Source organism: Salinimicrobium catena (assembly GCF_900102915.1).
In the GTDB taxonomy this organism is placed as follows: domain Bacteria; phylum Bacteroidota; class Bacteroidia; order Flavobacteriales; family Flavobacteriaceae; genus Salinimicrobium; species Salinimicrobium catena.
In genome coordinates this window covers 182,295-207,970 of sequence record NZ_FNGG01000003.1, presented here as the reverse complement: position 1 = coordinate 207,970, position 25,676 = coordinate 182,295, and the positions used below count along the sequence as shown (strand labels likewise).

The window sequence follows — 25,676 nt, the reverse complement described above, 5'->3', positions numbered from 1 at the left end:
GAAAAATTCATTTTCGGGCTGCTTTTTTTATTGTATTTCTATTGACTACTTCGCAGTTACTTCTTCACTGCTTTCTATGGTCGCGAGGTAACGTTCTGCATCAAGGGCAGCCATGCAACCGGTACCTGCGGCTGTGATCGCCTGGCGGTACTCTTTGTCCTGTACATCTCCAGAAGCGAATACTCCCGGAATATTAGTTTTTGTTGACTTTCCTTTAGTGATAAGATACCCGGTGCTGTCCATATCCAGCTGCCCTTTAAAGATCTCGGTGTTTGGTTTATGCCCAATGGCAATGAACAATCCGGTGATCTTGATCTCCTCTTTTTCCCCGGTCTGGTTGTTCACCATTCTCAGGCCTTCCACTACCTGGTCTCCCAGTACCTCATCAACTTCGGTATTGTAGCGCAGGTCGATGTTCTTAGTGTTCATTACCCTGTGCTGCATGGCCTTTGAAGCTCTCATCTCATCTTTTCTGACCAGCATGGTCACCTTGGTACAGATGTTTGCCAGGTAAGTGGCTTCCTCGGCAGCTGTATCTCCTCCACCAACTATAGCAACGTCCTGTCCTTTATAGAAGAATCCGTCACAAACGGCACAGGCAGAAACTCCTCCGCCCCTAAGACGTTGCTCACTTGGCAGTCCAAGATATTTAGCGGTTGCTCCCGTAGAGATGATCACCGTCTCGGCTTCCAGCCAGGTAGAGTTGTCCACACAAACCTTGTGCACCCCTCCTACTTCTTTGCTGAATTCAACTTCGGTCACCATTCCCATTCTCACCTGCGTCCCAAAACGCTCGGCCTGCTTTTGCAGGTCAACCATCATGGCCGGCCCGTCAACACCTTCGGGATAACCCGGGAAGTTATCAACTTCGGTAGTGGTGGTAAGCTGTCCTCCGGGCTCCAAACCTGTGTACATTACAGGGTTAAGATCGGCCCTGGCGGCATATATGGCTGCAGTATAACCTGCAGGCCCAGATCCTATGATCAGACACTTTATTCTTTCAGTAGTTTCACTCATTTCTCAAACTTTTTATATATGGTAAAAGTAGCAACTTTCACTAAAAACTTACAACAGCCAAGATACAGATTTATTATACTTTTATAGACACCTAAAATGATCAAATTGCCTATGTTAGCAGGTTTTTCTTACCTTCACCTTAGAACTGACCAAAGTACATGACCGAATTCTCTTTATTCTTCATCCTGGACCTGCTGGGAACCATTGCTTTTGCCATTTCAGGGGCTCTCTCTGCCATGAACCGAAGGCTGGATCTCTTCGGAATTTTCATCATCGCATTCGTGACTGCAATTGGCGGAGGGACCTTGCGGGATGTGCTTATTGGAAGTACACCGGTTACCTGGATGGAAAATATCCTCTACATTTATCTAATTGGAGTTGTGACCATCTTTGCCATTATCTTCAGAAGCAAATTAAACCACCTGAAAAAGTCCCTTTTCCTGTTCGATACCATCGGGCTGGGAGTATTTACCATCACCGGGGTTGAGATGGGAGTACAAAATGACCTGAATCCTATAATTTCCATCGCCCTGGGCGCCATGACGGGAACCTTTGGTGGGGTGATAAGGGATATACTTTGTAACGAGATCCCGGTGATCTTCAGAAAAGAGATCTACGCCACCGCCTGTATCATCGGTGGGCTGGCATTCGTCATCCTGCACCAGCTGGCCGTGGATACCGATATCATCTACATTGCCACCTCCTTAACGGTGATCCTGATTCGGCTGGTGGTGGTCAAATATCACATTTCCCTGCCTTCGTTCTATCTTTCTTCAAAAACCTGATCTTCAAAAGCCCTTTTTTGGAGGTTAGACTATTTTTTTTTGACTGGAATCTTCGGAAACTTCAGCAATTTCAGGTGCTTTGAAAAACCTTCCATTTTCCCGTGTTAAAATCGCGAAAAACCTGTAACGATTTGAATCCCAGACAGTCTATTAAGTAAAGATTCTTTTTTCCCCCGCCATTGTAGAATTATTAAAATTTATAGTCATGAAAACTTTCAAGATGTTACTACTCGGTTGTGCGGTTTCCCTTAGCACTATGTTGTATGCCAATCCTTCAGAAGAAAGATTTGCAGATATGAACTCCATTTCACACGAAATTGAAAACATTCTTCAGGAATCCCATCTTATTCTGGACGAAGAACTGGAAGTTACCATTTTCTTTTCTATTTCTGAAGACAAGAAGATTCAGTGTATCAATGTTGCCTCCGGAAATGAAGACCTCAACTACTTCATTCAAAAGGAGCTGGAGAACAGAAATGTATTTGGAGGCGAATGGCGGGAAGGCATTATTTATGAACTCTCTGTGGACTATTCTGATACGCTTCTTGCCTACGCCAATCTTTAATGAGGCAGCTTCTTCCGAAGCAGACCATAAAGAAAAGCTCCCAGCAACGCACCGGCAAGAACTATGAGTATCGAAACATATCCCGCGCCTATCAAAGTATAGATAGGCCCGGGGCATGCCCCCGCTAAAGCCCACCCAAGACCAAAGATCACACCTCCAAAAAGGTAATTTTTAAAGCCTCTTTCTTTAGGGGCTATTTTTATGGGCTCTCCAAAAAAGGTCTTCATCTTCCTTCTTTTGATGAGTTGCACCCCAACCACTCCCAGAAAAAGCGCCGAACCTATGATGCCGTACATATGAAAGGAATCAAAATGGAACATTTCATAGATGCGGAACCAGGAAGCTGCTTCAGATTTATACATTACCACGCCAAAGAAAATGCCGATAAAAAGATATGCTAGTGTTCTCATTCTAAAAGATCATTGGAAAAAGTAAATGGACCATAACAAGGCCGCCAATAAAAAACCCGATCACCGCTATAAGTGAGGGCAGCTGTAAATTGCTTAACCCGGAGATGGCGTGACCCGAAGTACATCCCGCGGCATATCTTGCCCCAAAACCGATCAGCAAACCACCAATCATCAAAATGGCCAGGGCAAAAGGGTCTGAAAGGGCGGAGGTGCTGAAAAGGTCTTCAGGAAGGTAGGCTTTTCCGGCACTCTCAAAACCAAGTGCATTTAGTTTTTCGACAGTTTCAGGAGCGATGGCCACTGCTTCGCCGGTGCTCAGGAGGTGCGCGCCTGCGAATCCGCCAATAGCGGCACCCAGAATCACAACCAGGTTCCAGCGATTGGCTCGCCAGTCAAAACTGAAATATTCTGACTTTTTGCCTGCTCCGCAAACGGCGCACATGGTTTCCAGGTTTGAAGACATACCGAATTTCCTTCCCATGAAGATGAGCAGGAACATGACCAAGGCGATCATTGGCCCCGCCACATACCACGGCCAGGGTTCTAATATTAAATCCATTTAATCAAATTTTCAAGAAGTTACTATGGGATGTTTTCCAGAGTACAGACAAAATGTGTGCCTTTATTTTTCGAGCTGATCTTTAATGTTCTGTAGCACCTTGTTCGAAAGCCGCTCCTGAGTTGCAGCAGACCAGCCCGCACTCTTCTCTGAAATAAGAACATTGAAATATTTTTCCACTTCTACCGCAAGTTGCTTTTTTCCGTCCCCGTCAAAAATGGCAAAATTGCCTTCTCCCTGCCGCCATTCCTTAAAAGCTTCTTCGTCAAATGGTAATCCCAGCGAAGTATTAATAAGAATTTTTCCATTTCCAAAAAGTTCAAATTCCTTTTCTTTTAAAAGCACGGTGTTCTTCGGAAGGTGAAAAGAGATGATCTCGGCGGTTTGCAGCAGACCCTCAAGCGGCAGATATTTTACCCCTTTTTCCTCCCACTCTTTTTTCCGGGTACGGCTGAAATAATATAGATCCACCCCGAACGGCAACAGACATTCTGCCAGCAATTGGCCGGTTGTGCCCAGGCCAATGATCCCGATCTTCTTACCGGAAAGCTCTTCTGGCATCTCCCGCCATTGATGCTCCCCAAATCCGTGAAGCAGCCTTATGAGTTCAGCAATAATGAATTCCGCTACACCAGGATCTCCGTAATCCCTGATACCCGTGACGGTAATTCCTCGTTCCCGGGCAAAGTTCACCGCAACATTAGCAGAAGCGTCATCATAAAGGCTGCAGGCCATGCCAATGTATTTTAGATCGGGACACTGAGAAATGATCTTTTCATCCAGTATAGTGCGCCAGGAAACGATCACCGCATCGGCGCCTTGTATTCTTTTCACCACTTCTTCCTCAGAAGCCGGATAGTCGTCGTAAACCTCAATCTCTTGCTCGCTGTACTGCTGCAGCTCCTCTAGGGCCCAGTCCTGCAATTTGGTGTTATCAACGCAAACGATCTTTTTAAATTTCATATTTGAGATATGAGATATTAGATGTGAAAAGTGAGACTTTAGATTGTAGGTATTCGATTTCAATGGCCCATGTTCTTGAATTTCAAATCTTGAATTTTAAATTCAAACCTGGAACCTGAAAACTTGAACCTTGAATTTTATAAAGGAATATTCCCGTGCTTCCGGTCTATCCGCAGCACCTCTTTATTCTCCAGCATGCTGAAGGCCTTCAACAGTTTTCTCCTGGTTTCCTTTGGCATGATCACCTCGTCTATGAAACCGCGCTGAGCGGCTTTGAACGGATTGGCGAACTTGGCAGCGTACTCTGCCTCTTTTTCAGACAGTTTAACTTCGGGATCGTCGGCTTCCTGGATCTCTTTTCTAAAGATGATCTCACTGGCCCCCTTGGCTCCCATTACCGCGATCTCTGCAGTTGGCCAGGCAAAGTTAAGATCGGCGCCAATGTGTTTAGAGTTCATCACATCATACGCTCCCCCGTATGCCTTCCTGGTGATCACCGTTACCCTTGGCACGGTGGCCTCACTCAGGGCATACAAAAGTTTCGCCCCGTGCAGGATGATCCCGTTCCATTCCTGGTCGGTTCCGGGCAAGAATCCGGGAACATCAACCAGCACAAGCAACGGAATATTAAAGCAGTCGCAAAAACGGGTGAAACGGGCCGCTTTCTTGGAGGAATTCACATCCAGGACTCCGGCAAGGCTCATGGGCTGATTGGCGACTATCCCAATGCTGCGCCCTCCAAGGCGGGCAAATCCCACAATGATGTTATCTGCATAATCTTTATGGATCTCAAAAAATGATTCCTTGTCAATAATCCCCTTGATCACCTCGTGCATGTCATACGGCTTACTTGAACTATCGGGCACTATGCTCTCCAGTTCTTCCCGCATTTCGTCCTCCAGCTTATACTCCAACTTATCGGTGGTTTCCTTGTTGTTCTGCGGCAGGTAACTCAGCAGGGTCTTGATATCTTCCAAACAGGTAAGATCGTTGGCAGCCGTGCGGTGGGTAACGCCGGATTTTGTCGAATGGGTGCTCGCCCCTCCAAGCTCTTCGGAAGTAACCGATTCATTGGTCACCGTCTTCACCACGTTAGGACCGGTCACGAACATGTAACTGGTATCCTGAACCATCAGGGTGAAATCGGTCATTGCGGGAGAATAAACGGCTCCCCCGGCACAAGGCCCCATTATAGCCGATATCTGCGGAATGACTCCTGAAGCCTGCACATTGCGGTAGAAAATATCTGCATAACCTCCCAGCGATCGCACTCCTTCCTGTATCCTTGCCCCACCTGAATCGTTTAATCCAATAATAGGCGCTCCCACTTTCATGGCGTGGTCCATCACCTTACAGATCTTTTCGGCATGGGTTTCAGAAAGGGAACCTCCAAAAACGGTAAAATCCTGGGCAAAGACATAGACCAGTCTTCCATTGATGGTACCGTAGCCGGTGACCACGCCGTCACCATAATACTTCTGGTCTTCCATTCCAAAATCGGTGGTGCGGTGGGTCACCAGGATCCCGATCTCTTCAAAGGAGCCCTCGTCAAGAAGGTAATCCACACGTTCCCGGGCAGTAAGTTTCTTTTTTTCGTGCTGTTTGGCTATTCGTTTCTCGCCTCCGCCTTTTAGGGCTTCAGATATTTTTTCCTGTAATTTTCGGGTATTTTCACTCATGTAATGAAGATTAATGATTGGGTAATCTCAATGCCTGCTGGTCTTCCAGGTATTGCTTCAGGGCTATCATCGCCGCTAATCGGGCCTCTTCCCGGGTTTCTTCCTCCAGCTTTTCTGCGGAATAATACCTTTTTACAAAGTGGGTGTCGAAATTCCCGCTTCTGAAGGCTTCATGTTCAAAGACGAACTTTCCGAAGGGGAGCGTGGTGCTTACCCCCTGCACTTCGTACTGATCAATGGCTTTGATCATCAACTGAATGGCTTCTTCACGGGTCTTTCCGTAGGTGATGAGCTTTGCCAGCATAGGATCGTAATAAATTGGGACTTCCATCCCTTCCTCAAAACCGTCATCAAGCCTGATGCCTTCTCCTGACGGCCCGCGGTATTTTTCCAGCAAGCCCACACTGGGCATAAAGTCTTCTATGGGATCTTCGGCATAAACCCTTAGTTCCACAGCATGTCCGTTAATGGAAAGGTCATCCTGTGAAAAATTCAGTTTTTCACCCCTGGCCACACGTATCTGCTGTTCCACCAGGTCCTTTCCTGTAATGAATTCGGTGACCGGGTGCTCTACCTGCAAGCGGGTGTTCATTTCGAGGAAATAAAAATTCTTTTCTTCATCAAGCAGGAACTCCACGGTTCCCGCACCAATGTAATCACACGCCCGGGCCACCTTCACCGCGGCCTCCCCCATCTGTTGCCTAAGCTCTTCGTCAAGGACCACAGAAGGAGCTTCCTCTACCACCTTTTGGTGACGCCGCTGAATGCTGCATTCCCTTTCAAAAAGGTGCAGAAAATTTCCGTGAGTATCGGCCAGTACCTGTATCTCAATGTGGCGCGGACTCCCTATGTATTTTTCTATAAAAACCGAACCGTCACCAAAGGCCGATTCAGCTTCACTTATTGCCCTCTTCATCTGGTCCTTCAGGTCCTTCTCCTTCTCTACCACCCGCATCCCTTTACCTCCGCCTCCGGCTGAAGCTTTGATAAGGATAGGAAAACCAATCTCCTTCGCGATCTTTTTAGCCTCTTCAGGGTCTGTAATTGCCTCATCGATTCCCGGTACCATTGGGATCTTATACTTTTTCACTGCGTCTTTAGCTGCAAGCTTGCTCCCCATTACCCTGATGGCTTTTGAACCGGGGCCTATCCAGGTGATCCCGTTCTGTTCCACTTTTTCGGCAAAGTCTGCATTCTCGCTTAGAAATCCGTAACCGGGATGGATGCCGTCTACATTGAGTTTTTTGGCCACTTCAATGATCTTGTCCATGACCAGGTAAGATTGATTGGAAGGCGCTTCGCCAAGCAGGACGGCTTCATCGGCAAACTTGACATGCGGTGAATTTCTATCAACTGTAGAATAGACAGCCACGGTTTTGATCCCCATTTTCTGGGCCGTCTTCATAACCCTGAGGGCAATCTCCCCGCGATTGGCAACCAGTATTTTCTTCATGCTATAACTTTTAATGTCTTAAAAATCCTTTTCTGGAGGTAGGTTTCGTTTATTCCATTTCGATCAACAGCTGATTCTTATCAACCGTTTCCCCTTTTTTGACCGTAACAGATTTGACCACTCCGTCTCTGGGCGCGGTAAGGGTATTTTCCATTTTCATGGCTTCCAGCACCAGCAGGTAATCTCCTTCCTGTACTTCATCTCCTTCTTTTACCTGTACGTCAAGTATCAGTCCCGGCATGGGAGCTTTAATGTCGTTCACCACACTGGCCGAGGCAAGGCTGAGTCCCATGTCTTCGATCAAAAGATCAAGCTCATTGAAGATCTTCACATCATAAGTGTGGGAGTTGATCTTTAGCGAATAGTTTCTTTTCAGGAAATCTGAATTCTGGATCTGGCTTTTAAAGGAGCGGTGGTCTTTTAGGACGTGGAATCCGTTGGTTGTGTTCTTTTGAAGATCGAGGTTGTCTATTTCTTCTTTGGTGAAAAAGAATTCCATTTCACCGTTCACAACAACTTTAAATTTTTGTTCCATATAGCGGGCTTTTCGGCACTTTTTGTAAATATAAAAAAATTAATCACCCTTGTATTTAAGAATTTCCTAATAAAAAAGGGCTGTTCACGACGAACAGCCCTCTTTCTAATTATATAGTCTTCTTACTTCTTGAGAATTTCCTGAATATCTGGAGGAATAGGCATAGGCTTTAACGGCGGCACATTAGCACCTCCCGTATTCCCAGTAGGGATCTGCCCTACAAAAGATTTGACACCACCTACCAATAAACGGGGAATCTGCCCCAGGATCTCCTTCCAGTCCTTCACGGCAAAACCGAACTTCAACATGAGCCAGTGTGCACGGGAATGCTCAATAGGATAAGATTGCCCTATCACGTGAGCCCGTTCCAGGTGGTACCAGGCATGAATAAGATTGCCTTTTTTAAAGGCTTCTCTGTACTGCTCCAGTTCCTTCAAGTAGTGAAACTTGATATCTCTGGGAATGGTGGTGTTAAACTTCATTTTTAAAGTATTTGATTAACTGAACTTTTTAATGTCATCGCTCATATCAAAGATCCTGGTGGACTTGAACTTGTTCTCAAGAATACTGCTTCCCGCCGAAGACCTGTATCCGCCGGCACAGTGCACGACTATTGGTTTATCTGCAGGGACTTCACTTGCCCTTTCGCGAAGTTCGTTAAGCGGAATTTCGATCGCGTTCTCAAAAATACGCTTTTCAGCTACCTCACTGTTGTTTCGGATATCCACAATGGTATATTCCTCTTTATGAGCTTTGAAATCCTTCAGCTTAAAGTCATCGCTGGTTTCAGAGACTTTTTCAGACAAGGTGATGATTCCCTTCAGCTGTTTTTCATATCCAATCTTTGCGGTACGCTCCAACAGCTCTCTTACGTGGGTCACGCTTTCCACGACAAGGTAAAAAGGTTCCTCAGGCTTAACGATCGCGCCAAGCCAGGTTTCATACTTGTCATTCTCTCCACGGGCCATGATGTTAATACTATTAGGCAAATGTCCTTTTTTGTAAGCATCTCCATCGCGGGCATCCACAACGGTTACTCCATCCTCTATCTTTTCCACCAGCAGACTAAGTTTCACCGCTGCTTTAGTCTTTTGAACGTTATCTGCACCGTTTTTATTCACATCTACATTGAACCCGAAGTAATGCGGAATGAACGGCTGATCCTTCAATATCGTCTCCACGAACTGCTCTTCGGTCTGGTCGCGGAAAGCCCAGTTGAACTTACGTTCCTGTCCCAGCGTACTTGAAGAATCTGTGCTCATGTTCTTTCCACAAAGCGAACCTGCCCCGTGGGCTGGGTAAACGATCGCAGAATCGGGAAGCCCGTTGTATTTGTTCTGAATGGTGTGGTACATTTTCTTGGCCAAATCTACCCTTTTGGCCTTCATATTTCCGGCCTTTTCCCTAAGATCGGGTCTTCCCACATCTCCAATGAACAGGGTATCTCCCGTGAAAAGAGCAGTCTTATTTCCGTCTTCGGCAACTATAGTGATACTGTCCGGCGAGTGTCCGGGGGTATTGATGGCTTTAAAAGTGACCTTTCCCATTTTAAGGCTGTCGCCGTCATCAAATCCCTTGTGCTTGTAATCTGCCCCCAACAGCTTACTGGCATATATGGTAGCTCCTGTTTGCTCATGTATCTGCAAGTGGCTGCTCACAAAATCGGCATGCGGATGTGTCTCAAAAACGGCCACGATCTTCGCATTGTGCTCTTCGGCATAACGGTAATATTTCAACGGATTCCTCTCCGGGTCTACCAGCGCCATTTTTCCCTCACTCACTATGGCGTAGGAATAATGTGCCAGCGGACTATCTTTAAACTGTTTTATTTTCATGATCTCTTGTTTTAGTTCTGTTTATCTTTTTCTGTTATTCTGAAAAGGAATGACCAGCTGTTTGGTAAAGGCTTCAGGATAATTCTCATCTCCTTCAAAGCCTAGTTCTATATCCTGCCCGTTCTGCGGAAGGTAGGCTGTTTGGAACAAATGATCCCAGATGCTAAGGCTCAGACCGAAGTTCATTCCCGCAGGATGCTCCTCTGGCAGCTCTTTAGCATGGTGCCAGATGTGCATTTTCGGGTTATTGAACAGGTAACCGAGTTTTCCGTAGCTCCAGCCCACATTGGCGTGATTGATATGCCCCAGCAAAACAGTGAACATATGCACCACAAAGAACTCCTGAATTCCAAAACCTATCATGGCCAAAGGAATGTACTGCACCGTCTTGTAAATAATGGTCTCCATGAAATGGAACCTAAACTGCGCTGCAAAACCCATTTCCTTGACCGAATGATGCACCTTGTGAAACTCCCACAGCCACGCTCTTTTATGCAGCTGCCGGTGAACGTTCCACTGAATGAAATCGGCTACCACGAACATAATGGTCAACTGCACCCAACCCGGCAGGTCCTGCACTTCAATCGCCACGATGTTCTCTACTCCAAAAATGAGCAGAAAGTCATTGAACAACTCCACTCCCACATTAGACAAGGCATTGTAGCCTATCAACGCAAAAAGGAAAAAGTTAAACAATATATAGAAGCTGTCCAGCCAAAATCCCTTTCTAAAGATCTTCTGATCTTTTCTCCAGGGCAGGAGGATCTCCAGCATCCACACCAGGAGCGACAAGCCCAGCAACCAGTAAAAATAATTGGTCATTGAAGGAGAGGTGACCTCTTCCAACAGGTAATTCGCATACCCCGTAAATGACTCCGAAATTATTCTCAGGTACTTATTCAATCCTTCTCAAAATTTGAACGCAAAAATATAGTTTTTCATACACTATATGCCGTAACAAGAGTTACACTCCCATAAAATTAATAAAAACAGCGAGTTAGCCTCAGGTTTTATTCAAATTCTGCACAGTCGCCGGAAGGAACATAGACTCCGGCTGCCTGTTGATAGACCAAAGTGGCGCCAAGATGCCCCACATAGGTAAGCAGCGCATTACCTCCTGTAAGGATGAGGAGGACCACCACGAGAAATACCCGGCTTTTGAAAAGGGGAAGTTTGATATATCTAAGAAAATCTATTGCGGCTCCTGCCGTAAATAGCCAGGCGGTGATCCAGGCATAATTCTCATGATCCTTGAGTACGGTAGGATCGCAAAGCTTCCTGGAAACAATCCCATCGGCCAGGTTTCCGGTGAAGATCGCCACCCAAATTCCAATCACCCCCAGCCCGAGAAGAACACTACCTCCTCTTTCCCATACCTCCCGCCTGTATCTTAGGGCGATGATCTTGAAAAGGAAGGCAACTACCAGTAAAGCGATAGGAAAATGAACGGACAGAGGGTGAAAAACCTCTGTCCGCCAAAAATCGGGTACCTGTTCCATTTTTATTCAAGCACTTTGACCGAAATAGGATCCAGCCGTTTTCCTTCTTTCTTGACTTCAACTTCTACTCTCATCCCTTCTTCCAGTTCAGAAAAATCGACTGTTGAACCATCACGGGTCAGTTCGGTTTGATCGGTAAAGTAAAGTTCGAGGGTCTTGTCATCATCGGTCTCCACATAGATCTCCGTCTTAGAAGCCTCTACTTCTTTGATGGTGCCCTCATAAGTTCCCGACTCCACTACATCTGTGCTTTCTCCACAAGAGAAGAAGAAAAATAGGGTGGCTACAAGAACAGTGCTAAAGAATTTGGTTTTCATATTGATATGGTTTGAATTGATTTCATTGAGACCTCTAAAATACCTAAAAACAGCCTCATCCCCAAAATAACGAATCTGTTATGTAACAAAAGTCACACAATCATCTCATCTACATTCCTATATTTGTTTTCTTAATGCAGTTAAAAAATTACATAGCGCTGACGCTGGTGGTCATTTTCCTCGGAAAACTCCTGACTATGGATGCTAAATTCTACGGGACATTCCTTGAGTCTAAGGGAGTGACCATGGTAAATAAGATGTGCTCCAAACCACAGCTAAAAACTGCTAAAGAAGACATTGCTCCTGCTTCCCTGAACCAGGGGCTGGAAATGGAATTTTTATGTCACACGGTCTTTGACCAGACCATTGCCGAATGGGCGGTGGCTTTGAATGAGGACAACTTCAGAGAATATTCTTATCAGACTCCGGGCCTGTTTCGCACCCCCCGGGACAAGTTCTACCCGCCCCCCAAAGTCTGATCTTCCTTCCACTTATCTAAATATCGCCGGGTTTTCAACCTGCAGCACTTCTGTGACCTGCACTCAACCCGACCATTATTAATTCTCTTATTTAACTTTTTAATGTCAACAAAAATTGAAGTGACTCGTCGTTCGGTCCAGATCTTCCGAATGATGTTAAGCGGAATTTTTTTAGTTGCCAGTTTCAGCCATATCATCAAGGTAGATAAGACTGTGCAACGTATAGATCAGGCGAGATTCAAAGGAATCGCCTACTTCTTTGGGGAACCAAAACTACTGGTCATCGCCTCCGGGATCGTGATGTTCATTGCAGGCTTAGGCTTGCTCGCAGGGTACAAGACCCGCTGGGCAGCCGCCATTCTTATGTCTGTTTTGATCCCCATTACCCTTACGGTGCAGGTAGGACAGATCACCACATTAGGGCCGCTTTTCAAGAACATCGCCATCCTTGGCGGCCTCACCTTTTTTATCATCAATGATTCTAATAATTCAAAAAAACAGTAACAAAATGAAAAATATCCTATTAGCGAGTTTCGCTATCGTCCTTAGTCTATTCACTAACCCTGTACAGGCACAGAATGCCCATGAAAAACATGCGGACGACGTAAATTATGTAGTACTAACAAGAAATGTTCAGCAATTGAAACCCATCATCCTGGCCGCGGAAGAACTTGCCGTGCAGGATGGCGACAATTTCGGGGATTTCCAGGTAGTCGTCTGTGGAAAGGCCGTGCAGGACCTAAGCAATAAAGAGACCATGAGCAACTTTCTAAAAAGCGCGGAAAATGCGGGAGTGACCATCAATGCCTGCGGATTTTCCCTGAAGAAGTTCGGCGTGGACAGAGCTGCTTTACCTGAAGCACTAAGAGTCGTGGAAAACGGAATTCTCCACAATTTCGAGCTTCAGAAGAAAGGCTACCTAAGCATCGAACTTTAATCACCACCTAAACCAATTATCATGAATAAAAGATTGAAAAAGAATTTAATAGAATACGGAATTATAGGCGCGGTATTTATCACCCTCTTTGTAACAGGGCTTCACACCGAGGTCTTCGGATTTTTGCAGCGAGGAATACTGGCCACGGGCCTTATGAACCCGGATACGGAAGAAAAAGCTGAGATCGCTGCCGCCACACCATCCAAAGGTGCAGTGCTGGACCTCAACCTGGTCAATTCCAAAGGAGAGAAGGTAAACATGAAGCAGTTTGAAGGCAAGGTGATCTTCCTCAACTTCTGGGCAACCTGGTGCCCTCCATGTATCGCGGAAATGCCTGGAATCCATAATCTTTACCAGGAAGTGAAGGATGACAATGTGGAATTCATTATGCTTTCTGTAGATCAAAAGTTCGAAAAAGCCAAGAAATTCAAGGCCAACAAAGGCTATGAATTCGAGATCTACAGGGCAGCGGGACCAGTTCCGCAGATGTATGCCACCCGCAGCATTCCCACCACCTATGTGATAGATGCCGATGGTAACCTGGCTCTTACTCACCTGGGTATGGGAGACTTTGATACCAAGGATTTCAAACAATTCCTTAAGGAGCTGCAATAAAAGATAACAGCTGTCAAAAAAGCCCTTTTTGGCAGCTGTTTTTCCAATCTATCTAAAAAAGAATTTATGAGAAGAACATATTTGTTACTGCTTCTCTGCCTGTTCTCTTTGCACCCGCTTGCGGCGCAGGTGATGGAAGCACCGGAGTGGCAGGTAAGCGCAGACAAAACAGAGGCCGTAGCGGGAGATGAACTTATCCTCACTTTGACAGCCAATATTCCCGAAGACTGGTACATGTATTCCAGCGATTTTGATCCTGACCTGGGGCCGATGCTTACAGAGATCAGTTTTGAAGGGTCTGACAAGTACGAGCCTTCAGGACAACTGGAACCCGTGGATCCGAAAGAGAAATACGATGATCTGTGGGGAGGCGAGTATACCTACTTCACCAAAAAGGCTCATTTTAAACAAAAACTGAAGATCACCGGGGAAGATCCTGTGATCAAAGGGAGCATGTCCTACCAGATCTGTTCAGATGTGACCGGGCAGTGTATTCCCTATGAATCAGATTTTACGGTTGATCTTTCAGGTGAAAAGGCAGAAGCAGGAGCTGTGGCCGATAACAATAGCAATTCCTCTTCTTCAGAACCGCCGGTAAAGGAACTGGAGCCTTTCACCAACTCTTTCGAGCCGGTGGAGGAGGAAAAAGGCTGGACAGCTTTACTCACTTTTTTCCTGATCTCCTTTGGCGCAGGACTGGCGGCATTGCTCACGCCATGCGTGTTCCCAATGATCCCGATGACCGTGACCTTTTTCACCAAGTCAAGCAGGAGCCGTTCGCGAGGGATCATGAACGCGATCATCTACGGACTTTCCATTATCGGGATCTATACCCTTATAGGAACTGTTTTCGCGCTGATCTTTGGCGCCGGATTCGCAAACTTTCTGAGTACGCACTGGCTTCCAAACCTGCTGTTCTTTGCCATTTTTGTGCTGTTCGCGCTTTCCTTCTTTGGCCTGTTCGAAATAAGACTGCCTAACAATTTCGTGAATAACATAGACAGCCAGGCCAATAAAGGAGGTTTAGCCGGAATCTTTTTCATGGCCTTTACCCTGGTGCTGGTTGGCTTCAGTTGTACGGGTCCCATCGCGGGAACCATTCTTTTGGGAGCGGCCAGCGGACAGGCCATCAAGCCACTGATTGGAATGCTTGGCTTCTCAACCGCTTTTGCTATTCCGTTCACATTGTTCGCGATCTTTCCCGGATGGCTGAGTTCGCTGCCAAAAAGTGGTGGCTGGCTCAACACGGTAAAGGTGGTGCTGGGATTCCTGGAACTCGCCCTTGCCCTGAAGTTTTTGAGCATGGTAGACCAGGTCTACCACTGGAACCTGCTTGACCGTGAAATTTACCTGGCCCTGTGGATAGTCATCTTTACCCTGCTTGGTTTTTACCTGCTTGGAAAGATCGTTTTTCCGCATGAACAAAAAGCTGAAAGCACCTCAATTTCCCGACTATTGATGGCGGTGCTGGTTTTCAGTTTTGTGGTCTACCTCATTCCCGGGTTGTTCGGAGCTCCTTTGAAGGCCCTTGCAGGTTATCTTCCTCCCATGAGCACCCATGATTTTCAATTGCTGGGATCTGATGCCCCTGCGGAAGAAACCAAACTGGCCGAAGGCTGCGAAAAACCCAAGTATGATGACATGCTGGAGCTGCCTCACGGACTCAAAGGCTATTTTGACTATGAACAGGCCCTGGCCTGCGCTAAAAAGGAAAACAAGCCGCTCTTTATTGATTTTACCGGTCACGGCTGCGTCAATTGCCGGGAAATGGAAGCCGCGGTTTGGAGCGATCCTGCCGTCCTGAAAAGGCTAAGGGAAGACTACATTGTGGTAGCCATGTATGTGGATGAGAAGACCGAATTACCCAGAGAAGAATGGTATACCTCGGTTTATGACGGCAAGGTCAAAAAGAGCATCGGAAAGCAGAACATGGATTTTATGATACAGAAGCTGAATGCCAATGCCCAGCCGTATTATACTCTTGTAGGGGCCAACGAGGAGCTGCTTTCCCCTCCCCGCGCTTACGATCTCGATGTTCAGGGATTCGTGGATTTCCTAGATACAGGAATAGAGCGCTATGAGGAAAACAATGAGGTAAAGAATAACCTGATCCTCTAAAAGACATTTAAGATTAATTTCTTCGTGGTTGAATGTTGAAACCTGCAGGGCTTAGTTTTCTGCAGGTTTCTTTTTATTTCTTCTGGGCTACAAACCTGATTACAGAGCCTTGCCCTTTATGGAACTCCCCTTCATCAAGATCGACCTCTGCCTCGTACAGCTCTAAAAAATTCAGTTCTCCAAAGTCTTTTTTGATCTCCTCCATTGAAAAAAGGAGGGCTTCATCTTTAGGACCTCCCACCTGTGGATTTTGCTTCTGATAGACAGGATGCTTTTTGCTGAAACCTTCAAAGATGACCAGCCCGTCCCGCCGAAGGTACGAGAGGAGCAGCTTGTGGTAATCCGCCCTAAGTTCCGGAGAAAAATGGGCATAGATCAAAGCTATAACGTCCACTTCATCTTTGTCGTAACCGAGGTCGGGAAGATCACCCACCCGGTAATCTATCTCCACCTTGTTCTTTTCGGCAAGCTTCATAGCCTTTTTCTTTCCCTCCCGGCTTTGATCGAATGCGGTAACTTTCCAGGATTCCTGTGCAGCGTAAACCGCGTTGCGGCCTTCTCCTTCGGCAGCGAACATGATCTCGCCGGGATAAAGTTCCAAAAGGCGCGATCTTAAATACTCATTCGGCTCTTCGCCATACACATACTCTTCCGCACTAAAGCGTTTATCCCAAAATTCTTTCATATTCTATTTCCTGTTTATTTCTGAAACTAGTCTCTTTTGAAACTGCAAAACGTGAAATTTTGCGTTCCTCCCGAAGGTGTGTTGTGATCCAAATTCTTGCAGTTCATGGCAGTGAACCCGTCAGCGAAAAGATCCTGCATTTGCTTTATTGAGTACTGTCTTATTTCAATACCGCTGCATTTGGTCGGCCCGTTTTCCGAAAAGGTACCCATCACCACAAAACCTCCTGGTTTTACAGCCTGCTTCACATTCTGCAGGTATTTTTTCACCTGTGCATCTTCAGTAAGAAAATGAAAAGCCGCACGATCATGCCACAGATCATATTGCCTTTGAGGCTCGAATTCTGCCGCATCGGCCACGATCCAGGTGATGTCACCCGCTTTTTCTCCCAGCCTTTCTTTGGCCCGAATGAGGGCATTTTCAGAAATATCCACCACCGTGATATCTGTGTAGCCCTTACCAATGAGGAACTCAGCAAGAAAACTGTCTCCCCCGCCAATATCAATGATCGCGGCATCCTTCTCCAATTTGCATTCCGCGATGTAATCCAGGGAGGTTTCGGGCATGGGCTCATACCAGCTTACCTCGGTTGGTTTTTTGTTCTCATAAACCTTGTTCCAATGTTCTTTTCTATCTTCCATGATCTGTTGTTTTTGTTTCGAATTCCCACCAGTCCTGCTGGTAATATTTCTCCTGAAAATAACAGGGCTCTCCTATTTTTGGCGCGGCATAGCTGAAGCCTTCATTTTCGGCAGCACTTGTGAATCTTCTTATGGGTTCGTTCCACGGATGGGTGGACAACACGAACTTGCCCCAGTGCACGGGAATGATCTGTTTTGCCTGCAAATCTTTCCCTGCCATTAATGTTTGCTCGGGAAACATGTGGATCTGCGGCCAGTATTTGTTGTATTGCCCGCACTCCAGGAAAGCCAGGTCAAAAGGTCCGAATCTTTTTCCTATTTCTGAAAACCTCTTGTCATAACCCGAATCTCCTCCCAGGAAAAATTTATATCCGTTTACCCTTAGGACGAAAGAAGACCACAAAGTTTTTCCTCTTTGAAAGCCTCTTCCCGAAAAATGCCGCGAAGGGGTGGCGGTTATCTTTAAGTGTTCATTGACCGAATGATCCTGCCACCAGGAAAGTTCGGTTATTTTCCCTTTTTCAACACCCCAGTATTCTAGATGCGCTCCTACTCCTAAAGAGGCTACTACACTGCCTGTTTTTGGAACCAGCTTTTTAATGCTTGGCCAGTCTAGATGATCATAATGATCGTGGGTAAGTATAAGCAGATCCAGTTCCGGAAGATCTTCTGCATTAAAATGGTCTGAGCCTTCAAAAGCCTTTCCGAAGAGTCTAAAAGGCGAAGCATTGCCGCTAAACACCGGATCGACCAGGATCTTAAACCCATCTACCTGCAGAAAATAGGAGGAATGTCCAAACCACACCAGTGCCGGTCTTTCCCTGTCCAGTTCCTTAAGATCACTTCGTACGTTCGGAATTTCCGTCGAAGGTCTTACCGAAGAAGGGCGCGAAAGCATCCCTTTCAGGATCCTGAAAATGGAAACATTTCCCGGGTTCACTTCGGTAGGTTCCACATTCTGAAAGCTTCCGTTCCTGTAATTTTCTGTGCTTCGAATGCGTGCCAGCCGTTCCCCTCTAGGTGATCTTCCGAATGATCTGATATTCATATCCTAAATTCTCCATCTAAATTTAGGAAAAAATCGACCGGTTTGCCGCTTATAGGAAACATATTCGGGAAAGCGCTCCTGAAGTTTGGATTCCTCATAGTTGCTTTTGAAGTAAAAGACCAGCAGGAGCAAAATACTGATGAGCAGTTTATAGCCCGAACCAAGCCAGATCGAAAGTCCGAACGCCATGAACAGCACGCCTGCGTAAATGGGATGCCTGGCAAAAGCAAAGGCTCCTGAAGTTACAAGTTTTGCGCCTTTTGTGGGACTGGGAAAAGGAGATAGATTGGTGTTCAACTGCAAAAAGGCGATAAGGATGATCAGCAATCCTATTCCCGCCACCATCAAGGCTAAAATGTGCATATTTTCTGAAAGCTGAAACCGCCACTCCTCTACAGGGATAAGCCAGACCAGGAACACCAGGAACTGCAGAGCCACGAAGATCTTATCTTTTTTAGGAACAGCCATAATTTAATTATTTTCAAATTCTTTTTCTCCTGACTTAAATATCTTGATCATTCCGAAAGACCTCATAAGATGAAAAAGTCCGGGTAAAATGACTCCTCCTCCTATGAGCAGCATGATGCCGAGATTTTGAATGACCGCCTGCGGAGGCAGCCCCTCCAAAAGACTCACCTCTTTTTCCGCAGTAATGATAATATACGGAAAGTGCGCATAAAGGGCCGCAAACAGCACAAGGACAACCTGTAACCCCGCAAGATACCTGCTGCCAAGGGTGTTCTGCCTTTTTATAGCTCTCCATAGCGGGATCAGCAGCAAACCCGATAGTATCACTGCTCCAATCGAAACCGGATTACTAACAAAATCTTTAATGAATTTTACCTCATAGATATATCCGTAGGCTATGAGAATGAATCCCAGCAGTACCAGCGTAATAGTGAAATAAGCCGATTTTTTGCTGAACATTTTTCTAACCTTGCCTTGAGTTTCCCCAATAAGGAGGGTCGCAGCCAGGAAGGCACAAAGCACAGCGTAGAAAATACCTACCAGAAAAGTAAAGGAATTGAACCAGGGCCAAAGATAGAGTTCAGAAAATGTGAAGCCAGTGTAATCATCTTCGGTTAAAATTATCTTGCCTCCTATTAAAGCTCCGAAAGACATTCCCAGAAAAACAGGAGTGACCAAACTGGAGATGCGGAACATCCAGTTATAGAACAGCTGCGACCTATCCACAATGGCGTCATAATGCCTGAAGATGAAGGCCACGCCTCGCATGGTTATCCCCAGCAGGACCAGCACGAACGGCACATGCAGATAGATCATGATCACATTGAAATACACAGGAAAGGCAACCCAAAGGATCACCAGAAGAATAATGAGCCAGATATGGTTGGCTTCCCAAACCGGGCCCATCACCCTATAGATCGTGTTGCGGGTGGTGAGCTTGTTTTTTCTAGAGGAGAAGAGTTCGACAATTCCCGCCCCAAAATCTGCCCCGCCCAGGAGCACATACAGGAGTAGGGAGAACAACAGAAAGAAAAGAACCACATACAACATAATTATTCTTTTACCGCATTAAGTACCCTTATTTGTCTTCTCATGAGCCAGGTAACGGTGACAGCGAGAACCGCATAGACTACCAGGTACATGTAAAAACTGAATTCCATTCCCGGCATGGGAGTCACGGCTTCACTGGTTTTCATAAAGCCGTAAATGATCCAGGGCTGCCGCCCAACTTCGGTCACGACCCAACCCGCTTCTACCGCTATGAACCCAAGAGGAGCAAGTACAACAAACAGCAACCAGTACCACTTTTTGTTGAACAGCTTCTTGTATTTCAGGCTTAAAAAATAGAGGATCCCGGCCAGCATAAGCAAAGTACCGATACCTACCATGATCTGAAAGGCGTAATGTACTATCGCTACGGGAGGATGTTCATCTTCGGGAAAATCCTTAAGTCCTTTAACTTCTGCATCAAAATCACCAAAGGCTAAAAACGAGAGGGCACCCGGAATGGCAATTTTATGGGTCACCTTCTGATTTTCTTCATCTACGATCCCTCCAATGTAAAGAGGCACATTGGTTCCGGTTTCATAATGAGCCTCCATGGCAGCGAGCTTCATCGGTTGGCGTTCGGCGATATCCTTTGCAGAAAGATCGCCGCTTAACGGTTGGAGAAAAGCGGCAACAGCCCCAAAAATAATCGCGATCTTAAAAGCTTTCTTGTGCAGGTCCGGTCGTTTGTTCCGGTAGACCTGCAGGGCGTGTACTCCTGCCACGGCAAAACTCGTAGCCACAACTGCGGCAAGGGTCATGTGGAGCGCCTGGGTGAACCATGCCGGATTCAAAAATGCCTGCACCGGATCGATATTCACGAATTGTCCATCAATATAATCAAATCCCGTGGGCGCGTTCATCCAGCCGTTCGCGGAAACGACCAGAATTCCGGAGGCAACTCCCGATATTCCTATTATGATACCTGTAAACCAGTGGAATTTTTCAGGTAATTTATTCCAACCGTAAAGGTAGAATCCAAGGGCTATAGCTTCAACAAAGAAAGCCGCCCCTTCCAAAGAAAAAGGCATGCCTATAATGGGGCCGGCATGTTTCATGAATTCGGGCCATAGCATTCCCAGTTCAAAAGAAAGCGCCGTTCCCGATACCGCGCCCGTGACAAAAAATATAGCCACTCCTTTTTGCCAGGATTTAGTGAGCTCGAGGTAGACGGGATTTCGGGTGTTCAGCCACTTCTTATGGGAAACCACCATAAAAAAAGGCATCACCATACCAATGCAGGCAAAGATGATGTGAAAACCCAGGGTGAAAGCCATTTGTAATCTGGCAAAATCAAGATTTTCCATAAGATTCCATTTGGGGGATAACTTCCGGAAAAGAGAATTTAAAACAATTCCTTCCAGACTATGTAGATTCCCATTAAAAGTACGAACCAGCCGAAACCTTTCTTCAGTTTTTTTCCGTCTATGAATTTATTCAGGTACACTCCCAAAAAGATCCCGACGACCGATATACCGGTAAATATAAGAAGAAAGGGCCAGTCGATATCGAGGTTTTGAACGTCTCCAATAAAACCTATGAGCGATTTGATCGCGATGATAAGCAGCGAAGTGGCCACCGCTTTTTTCATGGGAAGCTTTGCAAGTAAGACGAGGGCGGGAATGATAAGAAATCCGCCGCCGGCGCCCACTATTCCAGTGAGTACTCCCACGATAAGCCCTTCTATAATGATAAGCGGATAATTATATTTTACCTTTTCTGTTTTTACCGGTTTTTCTTTTTGTTCTCTTATCATGGAAACCGAAGCCAGGATCATGATAAAGGCGAAGAAAAGCATGATCGCGATGTTCTTGGTGATCTCATGCCCCGCAATGGTAATGATATGCTCCGGGATGGCCGGGACAAGGAATTTTCGGGTAGCGTAAACAGCAATAAACGCCGGAATAGAGAATACAACGGCCGTTCTGTAATCCACCCTCTTTTTCTGCATGTTCTTTACGGCTCCCACAAGGGAGGAAGTTCCTACAACAAAAAGGGAATAGGCAGTGGCGGTTACAGGATTGATGGCCATGAGGTAAACCAGCACCGGAACCGTAAGTATGGAGCCACCTCCCCCAATAAGTCCTAAGACCACTCCAATGATCAATGCTCCTAAATACCCCAGTATTTCAGTCATTCCATAGATTTTTTTTGCGGACACAAAACTAAGAAGCAGCCAGAGGCCTTACAGTAACATTTATTACAGTCTCCTACAGGTCCAGCACTTTTATGCTGTTGCGCTGAAGAACGATCTTCCCTTCCAGTTCCAGTTTTTTAAGAAGCCTTGAGATCACCACTCGCGAGGTGTGCAGGTCATACGCGATCTCCTGATGAGTCACCTGTATAAGGTCTGTGCCGTTGATCTTTGCCTTATCCTGCAAATAGCGCATCAATCGGGCATCCATGTTCAGGAAAGCGATGGTATCGATAGTGTCCAGCATTTCAGAAAGGCGGGTATGGTAGCTTTCGAAAACAAAATTTCTCCAGCTTTTATACTTAGAGGTCCACTCTTCCATTTTCTCAATGGGGATCATAATGAGCTTGGTATCCTTTTCAGCTACTGCCCTTATCTCACTTTTGGTTTGTCCAAGACAGCAGGAAAGGGTCATGGCACAGGTATCGCCCCTTTCAAGAAAGTACAGCAGCAATTCGTCCCCATCTTTGTCTTCCCTCAGGATCTTTATAGCGCCTTCAAGCAGCAGGGGCATACTTTTTACGTATTCCCCTATTTCTATGATCTTTTCTCCCGCTTTGACTTCCTTTAAAGTCCCAAATTTGGCGATCTCCTCCATAAGTTCATCCTCAAAGATGAAATGGTAAGCTTCTTTTAATTCTTCCTCTAGCATCTAAACCTATTTAGGTAGTAAAATTAAGATTTAAATGAAAGACTGCGGAACATTTTTAAAAATCTTCACAAAAGACAGAAATAATAGAATTATCTTCAGGATAACCCAACATAGCAAAGTTTCAAAACTGGATAAAATTTATTAACTTACTCACATGAGCAGCAAGATCTTAACTTTTTTACTCTTTACTGGAGAACAGCATGGCAAAGCCGAAGAGGCGGTGAATTTCTATACCACCTTATTTGATGATTCAGAAATAAGCAGCATTGAACATTACGGGCCTAATGATCCGGAGCCCGAAGGAACTGTAAAGCAGGCCCATTTTTCTCTTAACGGCCAACGGTTCATCGCCAAAGACAGTCACTTGAAACACAAATTTGACTTCAACCCGGCCATCTCCTTTTTCATTGAAAGCGATAGCGCAAAAGACATTGAAGATGCTTTTAAGGTCCTCGCAAAAGAAGGTGTGGTCTTTACGCCTTTAGAGGAGTATCCCTTTAGCCCCAAGTTTGGCTGGGTCCAGGACAAATATGGAATTTCCTGGCAGCTGAGCCTGGTCCCCTAAAAATTACTTCGGAAAAATGCATTTTCAGGAGAATTTCTATTTTTACTTCGGATTAGCAATCGACTAATGCCTTTATCTGACATATTCTCCTACCTGAAAAATATGAAAACCGACAGATTTACCCTGAAGGAAATCGAAGACCGCGATATAGAATTGATCCATAGAGGTCTGTCTGATGAACGGGTGACAAAACATTATGCCGTACACTTCCCGACGCTTGAAGACACTAAGGAGCAAATGGAATGGTATGCAGACCTGAAAAAGAACGGAACAGGTGCCTGGTGGGGGATCTATTCTTCGGAAACAAACGAATTTTGCGGCGCCGGCGGCTTCAATGGCCTGGACCGGGCAAATAACAAAGCAGAGATCGGCTTTTGGCTGTACCCCGAATTTTGGGGTATGGGAATTTTGAAGGAGGTAATGCCCCTGTTGTTCCAACTGGGTTTCGAAAACCTCAACCTCAACCGCATTGAAGGCTTTGTGGAGAATACCAACCACAAATGCAAAAGCGCCCTGGAGAAGATCAACTTTAGTTATGAAGGTACTTTGAGGGAATGCGAGATCAAAGACGGGAACTATCTTGACGTGGATATTTACGCGATCCTAAAAAAGGAATGGGAGAAATAAAAATATCCCCGCCATTTTTGACGGGGATATTTTTGTATCAGATCACTTCCAAACGCTGCCTGAGATTTTCCAGCTCCTTCTCTGCCTTCAAAAGGCCATTTTCAAAGGCTGTCCTGTTTTTCACCAGGTCCTGCCTGGCCAGGTCCTTGTAATGATCCACCCCCTGCAACAGGTTCTCACAAAAGCCTTTCCAGCCTTTGACATCTCTTGGGCCCGGAGTGAGCGTGTTTTTAATTTCCTCTTTGATATAATCAAGATACAGCTGTAGCTCTTTCAGGAACATGTGCGGCCTTCCCGGATTCTGAGGCAGTTCTTTTCTTCCGTAGATATGATCGGTCATTTCCTGCAGCCCGGTTATCTTTGAAAAATTTACCACATTGGGGCCGGGGCAAATGGTCACGGCATCCAGTTTTTCTACTATAGGCACTTCATAATTGATCCCGGCGGAGTTGCTAAGACCAATGCACAAACATTCCTTGCTCAGCAGGTCATCCACTTGCTGCTGATATTCTGCTTCCGGCAGGCCGGCATTTTCCAGCTGCTCCAGTTTAAGTTTCTGATATCTTCTGGAAGCGGTACAAATGGGCTCTTTGGTGAATTCGGTATTGGATACCAGGTATTTTTCGGTACAGGGGCTGCCCGGTTTGCCTCTTTTGATCCGCTCCTGCCGTTCAAGATCTGCACTGGTGCCTTTCAGGTAATTGAATCGCACTCCTAAAGGTGAAGCTTTGCTCAGCACAACATCTTTCTCCTCACTTTTACATAACAGTTCCAGCGTCTTCTCATCAACCGTGGTAGCTTCAGGACACAGTAAAAAAGGACTTCCCCAACCGGTTCGGGAAACCTCATAATGTTCCAAAAGCAGTTTTTGTTCTTCTGAATTCCCTATTCCTCCCTGCACCGTTACCTGGATGGGATGCGGTTTTTCAAAGCCGGCCTCTCCCCTGGCCTGTAATGCAGGGTTGTACAGCTGAAAAAGATCATCGGCAAGTTCTTCTTTCTTGTTCCTGAATTCTTCCAAAATGGGCCCCAGCAATAATCCCTGTGTGGCAAAGGCATGCCCGCCACAGTTAAGCCCCGATTCGATCCTGAATTCGCTCACCCAAATGCCTTTTTTCGCCAGGTATTTACCCTGGATAAGGGCAGATCGGTAGTCGCTCACCTTGATGACCACTCGCTTTTTGAACTTACCCCAGCCCACGGCATCAAATTCCCTGAAGTTCTCCAGGTAATTGAACAGCCGCGGATTCATTCCGGCGGAAAAGATCACGGCCGAATTCTCCAGATCGCTTTCGGCATAGGCCTTCAAGGCGCCCAACGCGTCTGAACCATCGGGAATGAGTTCTCCCGAAGCGTCTTTGTTGTTTTTGTCCACTTTGGTCATGATGTTCACCTCGATGGCACCGGGAGTCACATGTCGCCGCAGGAAATCTTCCAGGTCAGCTTTGGCGTGGCCGTGAGCCTTGAGGAACTGATGATATTTTTCCTTAAGCCCACTTTCTTCGGGCAGCATCTCAAAATACTTCACGATCTCAGATCCGGTCTCAAAAGCAGATTCCTTCAGCTTTTCCAGTTTTTTATTCACGGTACGGTTCACCAGGTTCAGGTAATCGGTAATTCGGCGCACCCTGTAATTTTCCTCGTGTTTTTCAATGGGAATGTAGGGCTCATCATTTTGCTGATAGTAATACTTCCGCATCATTTCTATCAAATTATCTTCGATAATGGAAAGGGCGGAATTTATTCCGTAGCTGGCCACCTTCACCGGCGAATCAATGGTAAAGGAAATGCCCATGACCGGAATATGGAAATTATGCGGAGATAGGGTATACATGTTTTCTAATTTAGGATTGGCAAAACGCCAAAGATTGAAAAGCTATGAAACCTGAAATATGACCTGGGTCATATTTTACATATTGTTCTTCCGGTAATATTTTCACTCCGAGGAAGGAGAAATCTCTGTGAAGTAGTGATCAAGTGACG

General features: G+C 45.9%; 30 protein-coding genes. 9 read left to right on the top strand and 21 right to left on the bottom strand.

Going from position 1 to position 25,676, the window contains the following annotated elements:
* Positions 1–45 precede the first annotated feature (45 nt).
* Positions 46–1,017, bottom strand: a complete 972-nt coding sequence (gene trxB, locus BLS64_RS08755; protein WP_093113140.1) for a thioredoxin-disulfide reductase — start codon at positions 1,015–1,017, stop codon at positions 46–48.
* 158 nt (positions 1,018–1,175) lie between these two features.
* Here trxB and BLS64_RS08750 point away from each other — a divergent pair, with 158 nt between their 5' ends.
* Positions 1,176–1,802, top strand: coding sequence for a trimeric intracellular cation channel family protein (locus BLS64_RS08750; RefSeq protein ID WP_093113139.1), 627 nt, complete (start codon positions 1,176–1,178; stop codon positions 1,800–1,802).
* Between the two features lie 205 nt (positions 1,803–2,007).
* The gene (locus BLS64_RS08745; protein WP_093113138.1) at positions 2,008–2,367 is read left to right on the top strand and encodes a hypothetical protein; all 360 of its coding nucleotides are present in this window, start codon (positions 2,008–2,010) and stop codon (positions 2,365–2,367) included.
* Here BLS64_RS08745 and BLS64_RS08740 read toward each other — a convergent pair.
* The 11 genes from BLS64_RS08740 to BLS64_RS08690 form a co-directional block, all read right to left on the bottom strand.
* A complete protein-coding gene (locus BLS64_RS08740) occupies positions 2,364–2,777 on the bottom strand; it encodes a DUF6691 family protein (RefSeq protein ID WP_093113137.1) in 414 nt (137 codons plus the stop codon). The two genes, BLS64_RS08745 and BLS64_RS08740, sit on opposite strands and share 4 nt — an antisense overlap.
* A gap of 1 nt (position 2,778) precedes the next feature.
* Positions 2,779–3,336, bottom strand: coding sequence for a YeeE/YedE family protein (locus BLS64_RS08735; RefSeq protein WP_093113136.1), 558 nt, complete (start codon positions 3,334–3,336; stop codon positions 2,779–2,781).
* 63 nt (positions 3,337–3,399) lie between these two features.
* Positions 3,400–4,299 (bottom strand): NAD(P)-dependent oxidoreductase, encoded by a 900-nt coding sequence (locus BLS64_RS08730; protein ID WP_093113135.1) that lies wholly within the window; start codon positions 4,297–4,299, stop codon positions 3,400–3,402.
* Positions 4,300–4,436: 137 nt separating this feature from the next.
* A complete protein-coding gene (locus tag BLS64_RS08725) occupies positions 4,437–5,978 on the bottom strand; it encodes an acyl-CoA carboxylase subunit beta (RefSeq protein ID WP_093113134.1) in 1,542 nt (513 codons plus the stop codon).
* A gap of 10 nt (positions 5,979–5,988) precedes the next feature.
* Positions 5,989–7,431, bottom strand: coding sequence for an acetyl-CoA carboxylase biotin carboxylase subunit (gene accC, locus BLS64_RS08720; RefSeq protein WP_093113133.1), 1,443 nt, complete (start codon positions 7,429–7,431; stop codon positions 5,989–5,991).
* 49 nt (positions 7,432–7,480) lie between these two features.
* Positions 7,481–7,966, bottom strand: a complete 486-nt coding sequence (locus BLS64_RS08715) for an acetyl-CoA carboxylase biotin carboxyl carrier protein subunit (protein WP_093113132.1) — start codon at positions 7,964–7,966, stop codon at positions 7,481–7,483.
* 122 nt (positions 7,967–8,088) lie between these two features.
* Positions 8,089–8,448 (bottom strand): DUF3703 domain-containing protein, encoded by a 360-nt coding sequence (locus BLS64_RS08710; RefSeq protein WP_093113131.1) that lies wholly within the window; start codon positions 8,446–8,448, stop codon positions 8,089–8,091.
* Between the two features lie 15 nt (positions 8,449–8,463).
* Entirely contained in the window at positions 8,464–9,801 is a 1,338-nt protein-coding gene (locus tag BLS64_RS08705) for an MBL fold metallo-hydrolase (protein WP_093113130.1), read from the bottom strand.
* 21 nt (positions 9,802–9,822) lie between these two features.
* Complete coding sequence (locus BLS64_RS08700; protein ID WP_176763454.1) at positions 9,823–10,704, bottom strand: sterol desaturase family protein; 882 nt, start codon at positions 10,702–10,704, stop codon at positions 9,823–9,825.
* Between the two features lie 107 nt (positions 10,705–10,811).
* Positions 10,812–11,300 (bottom strand): DUF2231 domain-containing protein, encoded by a 489-nt coding sequence (locus BLS64_RS08695; RefSeq protein WP_093113129.1) that lies wholly within the window; start codon positions 11,298–11,300, stop codon positions 10,812–10,814.
* A gap of 2 nt (positions 11,301–11,302) precedes the next feature.
* Complete coding sequence (locus tag BLS64_RS08690; RefSeq protein WP_093113128.1) at positions 11,303–11,617, bottom strand: hypothetical protein; 315 nt, start codon at positions 11,615–11,617, stop codon at positions 11,303–11,305.
* Positions 11,618–11,751: 134 nt separating this feature from the next.
* Here BLS64_RS08690 and BLS64_RS08685 point away from each other — a divergent pair, with 134 nt between their 5' ends.
* The 5 genes from BLS64_RS08685 to BLS64_RS08665 all read left to right on the top strand — a co-directional run bounded on the left by BLS64_RS08685 (position 11,752) and on the right by BLS64_RS08665 (position 15,766).
* Entirely contained in the window at positions 11,752–12,096 is a 345-nt protein-coding gene (locus BLS64_RS08685) for a hypothetical protein (protein WP_093113127.1), read from the top strand.
* Positions 12,097–12,198: 102 nt separating this feature from the next.
* Entirely contained in the window at positions 12,199–12,600 is a 402-nt protein-coding gene (locus tag BLS64_RS08680; protein ID WP_093113126.1) for a DoxX family protein, read from the top strand.
* Between the two features lie 4 nt (positions 12,601–12,604).
* Positions 12,605–13,033 carry a sulfur reduction protein DsrE gene (locus tag BLS64_RS08675; protein ID WP_093113284.1) on the top strand — a complete coding sequence of 143 codons (429 nt, stop codon included), beginning with the start codon at positions 12,605–12,607 and terminating at the stop codon, positions 13,031–13,033.
* A gap of 21 nt (positions 13,034–13,054) precedes the next feature.
* Positions 13,055–13,648, top strand: a complete 594-nt coding sequence (locus tag BLS64_RS08670) for a TlpA family protein disulfide reductase (protein ID WP_093113125.1) — start codon at positions 13,055–13,057, stop codon at positions 13,646–13,648.
* Positions 13,649–13,714: 66 nt separating this feature from the next.
* A complete protein-coding gene (locus tag BLS64_RS08665) occupies positions 13,715–15,766 on the top strand; it encodes a protein-disulfide reductase DsbD family protein (RefSeq protein WP_176763453.1) in 2,052 nt (683 codons plus the stop codon).
* A gap of 73 nt (positions 15,767–15,839) precedes the next feature.
* On the opposite strand, the gene BLS64_RS08660 is transcribed toward BLS64_RS08665, so the two are convergent.
* The 8 genes from BLS64_RS08660 to BLS64_RS08625 form a co-directional block, all read right to left on the bottom strand.
* On the bottom strand, positions 15,840–16,451 hold the full coding sequence (locus tag BLS64_RS08660) for a class I SAM-dependent methyltransferase (RefSeq protein WP_093113124.1): 612 nt from the start codon (positions 16,449–16,451) through the stop codon (positions 15,840–15,842).
* 26 nt (positions 16,452–16,477) lie between these two features.
* Positions 16,478–17,092, bottom strand: a complete 615-nt coding sequence (locus BLS64_RS08655; RefSeq protein WP_093113123.1) for a class I SAM-dependent methyltransferase — start codon at positions 17,090–17,092, stop codon at positions 16,478–16,480.
* A complete protein-coding gene (locus BLS64_RS08650; protein ID WP_093113122.1) occupies positions 17,082–18,140 on the bottom strand; it encodes an MBL fold metallo-hydrolase in 1,059 nt (352 codons plus the stop codon). The genes BLS64_RS08655 and BLS64_RS08650 overlap by 11 nt, the downstream gene beginning before the upstream one ends.
* A 3-nt stretch (positions 18,141–18,143) precedes the next feature.
* Positions 18,144–18,608: a methyltransferase family protein gene (locus BLS64_RS08645; protein WP_093113121.1), complete on the bottom strand. Its 465-nt coding sequence runs from the start codon at positions 18,606–18,608 to the stop codon at positions 18,144–18,146.
* A 3-nt stretch (positions 18,609–18,611) separates the two neighbouring features.
* Positions 18,612–19,658 carry a cytochrome d ubiquinol oxidase subunit II gene (locus tag BLS64_RS08640; RefSeq protein ID WP_093113120.1) on the bottom strand — a complete coding sequence of 349 codons (1,047 nt, stop codon included), beginning with the start codon at positions 19,656–19,658 and terminating at the stop codon, positions 18,612–18,614.
* A gap of 2 nt (positions 19,659–19,660) precedes the next feature.
* The gene (locus BLS64_RS08635) at positions 19,661–20,962 is read right to left on the bottom strand and encodes a cytochrome ubiquinol oxidase subunit I (protein WP_093113119.1); all 1,302 of its coding nucleotides are present in this window, start codon (positions 20,960–20,962) and stop codon (positions 19,661–19,663) included.
* 38 nt (positions 20,963–21,000) lie between these two features.
* The gene (locus BLS64_RS08630) at positions 21,001–21,792 is read right to left on the bottom strand and encodes a sulfite exporter TauE/SafE family protein (protein ID WP_093113118.1); all 792 of its coding nucleotides are present in this window, start codon (positions 21,790–21,792) and stop codon (positions 21,001–21,003) included.
* Positions 21,793–21,865: 73 nt separating this feature from the next.
* On the bottom strand, positions 21,866–22,501 hold the full coding sequence (locus BLS64_RS08625) for a Crp/Fnr family transcriptional regulator (RefSeq protein ID WP_093113117.1): 636 nt from the start codon (positions 22,499–22,501) through the stop codon (positions 21,866–21,868).
* A 154-nt stretch (positions 22,502–22,655) separates the two neighbouring features.
* On the opposite strand from BLS64_RS08625, the gene BLS64_RS08620 reads away from it, so the two are divergent.
* Together BLS64_RS08620 and BLS64_RS08615 are read left to right on the top strand one after the other, a co-directional pair.
* Entirely contained in the window at positions 22,656–23,066 is a 411-nt protein-coding gene (locus BLS64_RS08620; protein ID WP_093113116.1) for a VOC family protein, read from the top strand.
* Between the two features lie 102 nt (positions 23,067–23,168).
* The gene (locus BLS64_RS08615; protein WP_093113282.1) at positions 23,169–23,693 is read left to right on the top strand and encodes a GNAT family N-acetyltransferase; all 525 of its coding nucleotides are present in this window, start codon (positions 23,169–23,171) and stop codon (positions 23,691–23,693) included.
* Between the two features lie 37 nt (positions 23,694–23,730).
* Here BLS64_RS08615 and BLS64_RS08610 read toward each other — a convergent pair whose 3' ends face one another.
* Positions 23,731–25,527 (bottom strand): hypothetical protein, encoded by a 1,797-nt coding sequence (locus BLS64_RS08610; RefSeq protein ID WP_093113115.1) that lies wholly within the window; start codon positions 25,525–25,527, stop codon positions 23,731–23,733.
* Positions 25,528–25,676: the final 149 nt, after the last annotated feature.

What these genes read in the sequence shown, in the direction of transcription:
- trxB (WP_093113140.1), bottom strand. Translation starts at nt 1,017, where the DNA reads ATGAGTGAAACTACTGAAAGAATAAAGTGTCTGATCATAGGATCTGGG.
- BLS64_RS08750 (WP_093113139.1), top strand. Translation starts at nt 1,176, where the DNA reads ATGACCGAATTCTCTTTATTCTTCATCCTGGACCTGCTGGGAACCATT.
- BLS64_RS08745 (WP_093113138.1), top strand. Translation starts at nt 2,008, where the DNA reads ATGAAAACTTTCAAGATGTTACTACTCGGTTGTGCGGTTTCCCTTAGC.
- BLS64_RS08740 (WP_093113137.1), bottom strand. Translation starts at nt 2,777, where the DNA reads ATGAGAACACTAGCATATCTTTTTATCGGCATTTTCTTTGGCGTGGTA.
- BLS64_RS08735 (WP_093113136.1), bottom strand. Translation starts at nt 3,336, where the DNA reads ATGGATTTAATATTAGAACCCTGGCCGTGGTATGTGGCGGGGCCAATG.
- BLS64_RS08730 (WP_093113135.1), bottom strand. Translation starts at nt 4,299, where the DNA reads ATGAAATTTAAAAAGATCGTTTGCGTTGATAACACCAAATTGCAGGAC.
- BLS64_RS08725 (WP_093113134.1), bottom strand. Translation starts at nt 5,978, where the DNA reads ATGAGTGAAAATACCCGAAAATTACAGGAAAAAATATCTGAAGCCCTA.
- accC (WP_093113133.1), bottom strand. Translation starts at nt 7,431, where the DNA reads ATGAAGAAAATACTGGTTGCCAATCGCGGGGAGATTGCCCTCAGGGTT.
- BLS64_RS08715 (WP_093113132.1), bottom strand. Translation starts at nt 7,966, where the DNA reads ATGGAACAAAAATTTAAAGTTGTTGTGAACGGTGAAATGGAATTCTTT.
- BLS64_RS08710 (WP_093113131.1), bottom strand. Translation starts at nt 8,448, where the DNA reads ATGAAGTTTAACACCACCATTCCCAGAGATATCAAGTTTCACTACTTG.
- BLS64_RS08705 (WP_093113130.1), bottom strand. Translation starts at nt 9,801, where the DNA reads ATGAAAATAAAACAGTTTAAAGATAGTCCGCTGGCACATTATTCCTAC.
- BLS64_RS08695 (WP_093113129.1), bottom strand. Translation starts at nt 11,300, where the DNA reads ATGGAACAGGTACCCGATTTTTGGCGGACAGAGGTTTTTCACCCTCTG.
- BLS64_RS08690 (WP_093113128.1), bottom strand. Translation starts at nt 11,617, where the DNA reads ATGAAAACCAAATTCTTTAGCACTGTTCTTGTAGCCACCCTATTTTTC.
- BLS64_RS08685 (WP_093113127.1), top strand. Translation starts at nt 11,752, where the DNA reads ATGCAGTTAAAAAATTACATAGCGCTGACGCTGGTGGTCATTTTCCTC.
- BLS64_RS08680 (WP_093113126.1), top strand. Translation starts at nt 12,199, where the DNA reads ATGTCAACAAAAATTGAAGTGACTCGTCGTTCGGTCCAGATCTTCCGA.
- BLS64_RS08675 (WP_093113284.1), top strand. Translation starts at nt 12,605, where the DNA reads ATGAAAAATATCCTATTAGCGAGTTTCGCTATCGTCCTTAGTCTATTC.
- BLS64_RS08670 (WP_093113125.1), top strand. Translation starts at nt 13,055, where the DNA reads ATGAATAAAAGATTGAAAAAGAATTTAATAGAATACGGAATTATAGGC.
- BLS64_RS08665 (WP_176763453.1), top strand. Translation starts at nt 13,715, where the DNA reads ATGAGAAGAACATATTTGTTACTGCTTCTCTGCCTGTTCTCTTTGCAC.
- BLS64_RS08660 (WP_093113124.1), bottom strand. Translation starts at nt 16,451, where the DNA reads ATGAAAGAATTTTGGGATAAACGCTTTAGTGCGGAAGAGTATGTGTAT.
- BLS64_RS08655 (WP_093113123.1), bottom strand. Translation starts at nt 17,092, where the DNA reads ATGGAAGATAGAAAAGAACATTGGAACAAGGTTTATGAGAACAAAAAA.
- BLS64_RS08650 (WP_093113122.1), bottom strand. Translation starts at nt 18,140, where the DNA reads ATGAATATCAGATCATTCGGAAGATCACCTAGAGGGGAACGGCTGGCA.
- BLS64_RS08645 (WP_093113121.1), bottom strand. Translation starts at nt 18,608, where the DNA reads ATGGCTGTTCCTAAAAAAGATAAGATCTTCGTGGCTCTGCAGTTCCTG.
- BLS64_RS08640 (WP_093113120.1), bottom strand. Translation starts at nt 19,658, where the DNA reads ATGTTGTATGTGGTTCTTTTCTTTCTGTTGTTCTCCCTACTCCTGTAT.
- BLS64_RS08635 (WP_093113119.1), bottom strand. Translation starts at nt 20,962, where the DNA reads ATGGAAAATCTTGATTTTGCCAGATTACAAATGGCTTTCACCCTGGGT.
- BLS64_RS08630 (WP_093113118.1), bottom strand. Translation starts at nt 21,792, where the DNA reads ATGACTGAAATACTGGGGTATTTAGGAGCATTGATCATTGGAGTGGTC.
- BLS64_RS08625 (WP_093113117.1), bottom strand. Translation starts at nt 22,501, where the DNA reads ATGCTAGAGGAAGAATTAAAAGAAGCTTACCATTTCATCTTTGAGGAT.
- BLS64_RS08620 (WP_093113116.1), top strand. Translation starts at nt 22,656, where the DNA reads ATGAGCAGCAAGATCTTAACTTTTTTACTCTTTACTGGAGAACAGCAT.
- BLS64_RS08615 (WP_093113282.1), top strand. Translation starts at nt 23,169, where the DNA reads ATGAAAACCGACAGATTTACCCTGAAGGAAATCGAAGACCGCGATATA.
- BLS64_RS08610 (WP_093113115.1), bottom strand. Translation starts at nt 25,527, where the DNA reads ATGTATACCCTATCTCCGCATAATTTCCATATTCCGGTCATGGGCATT.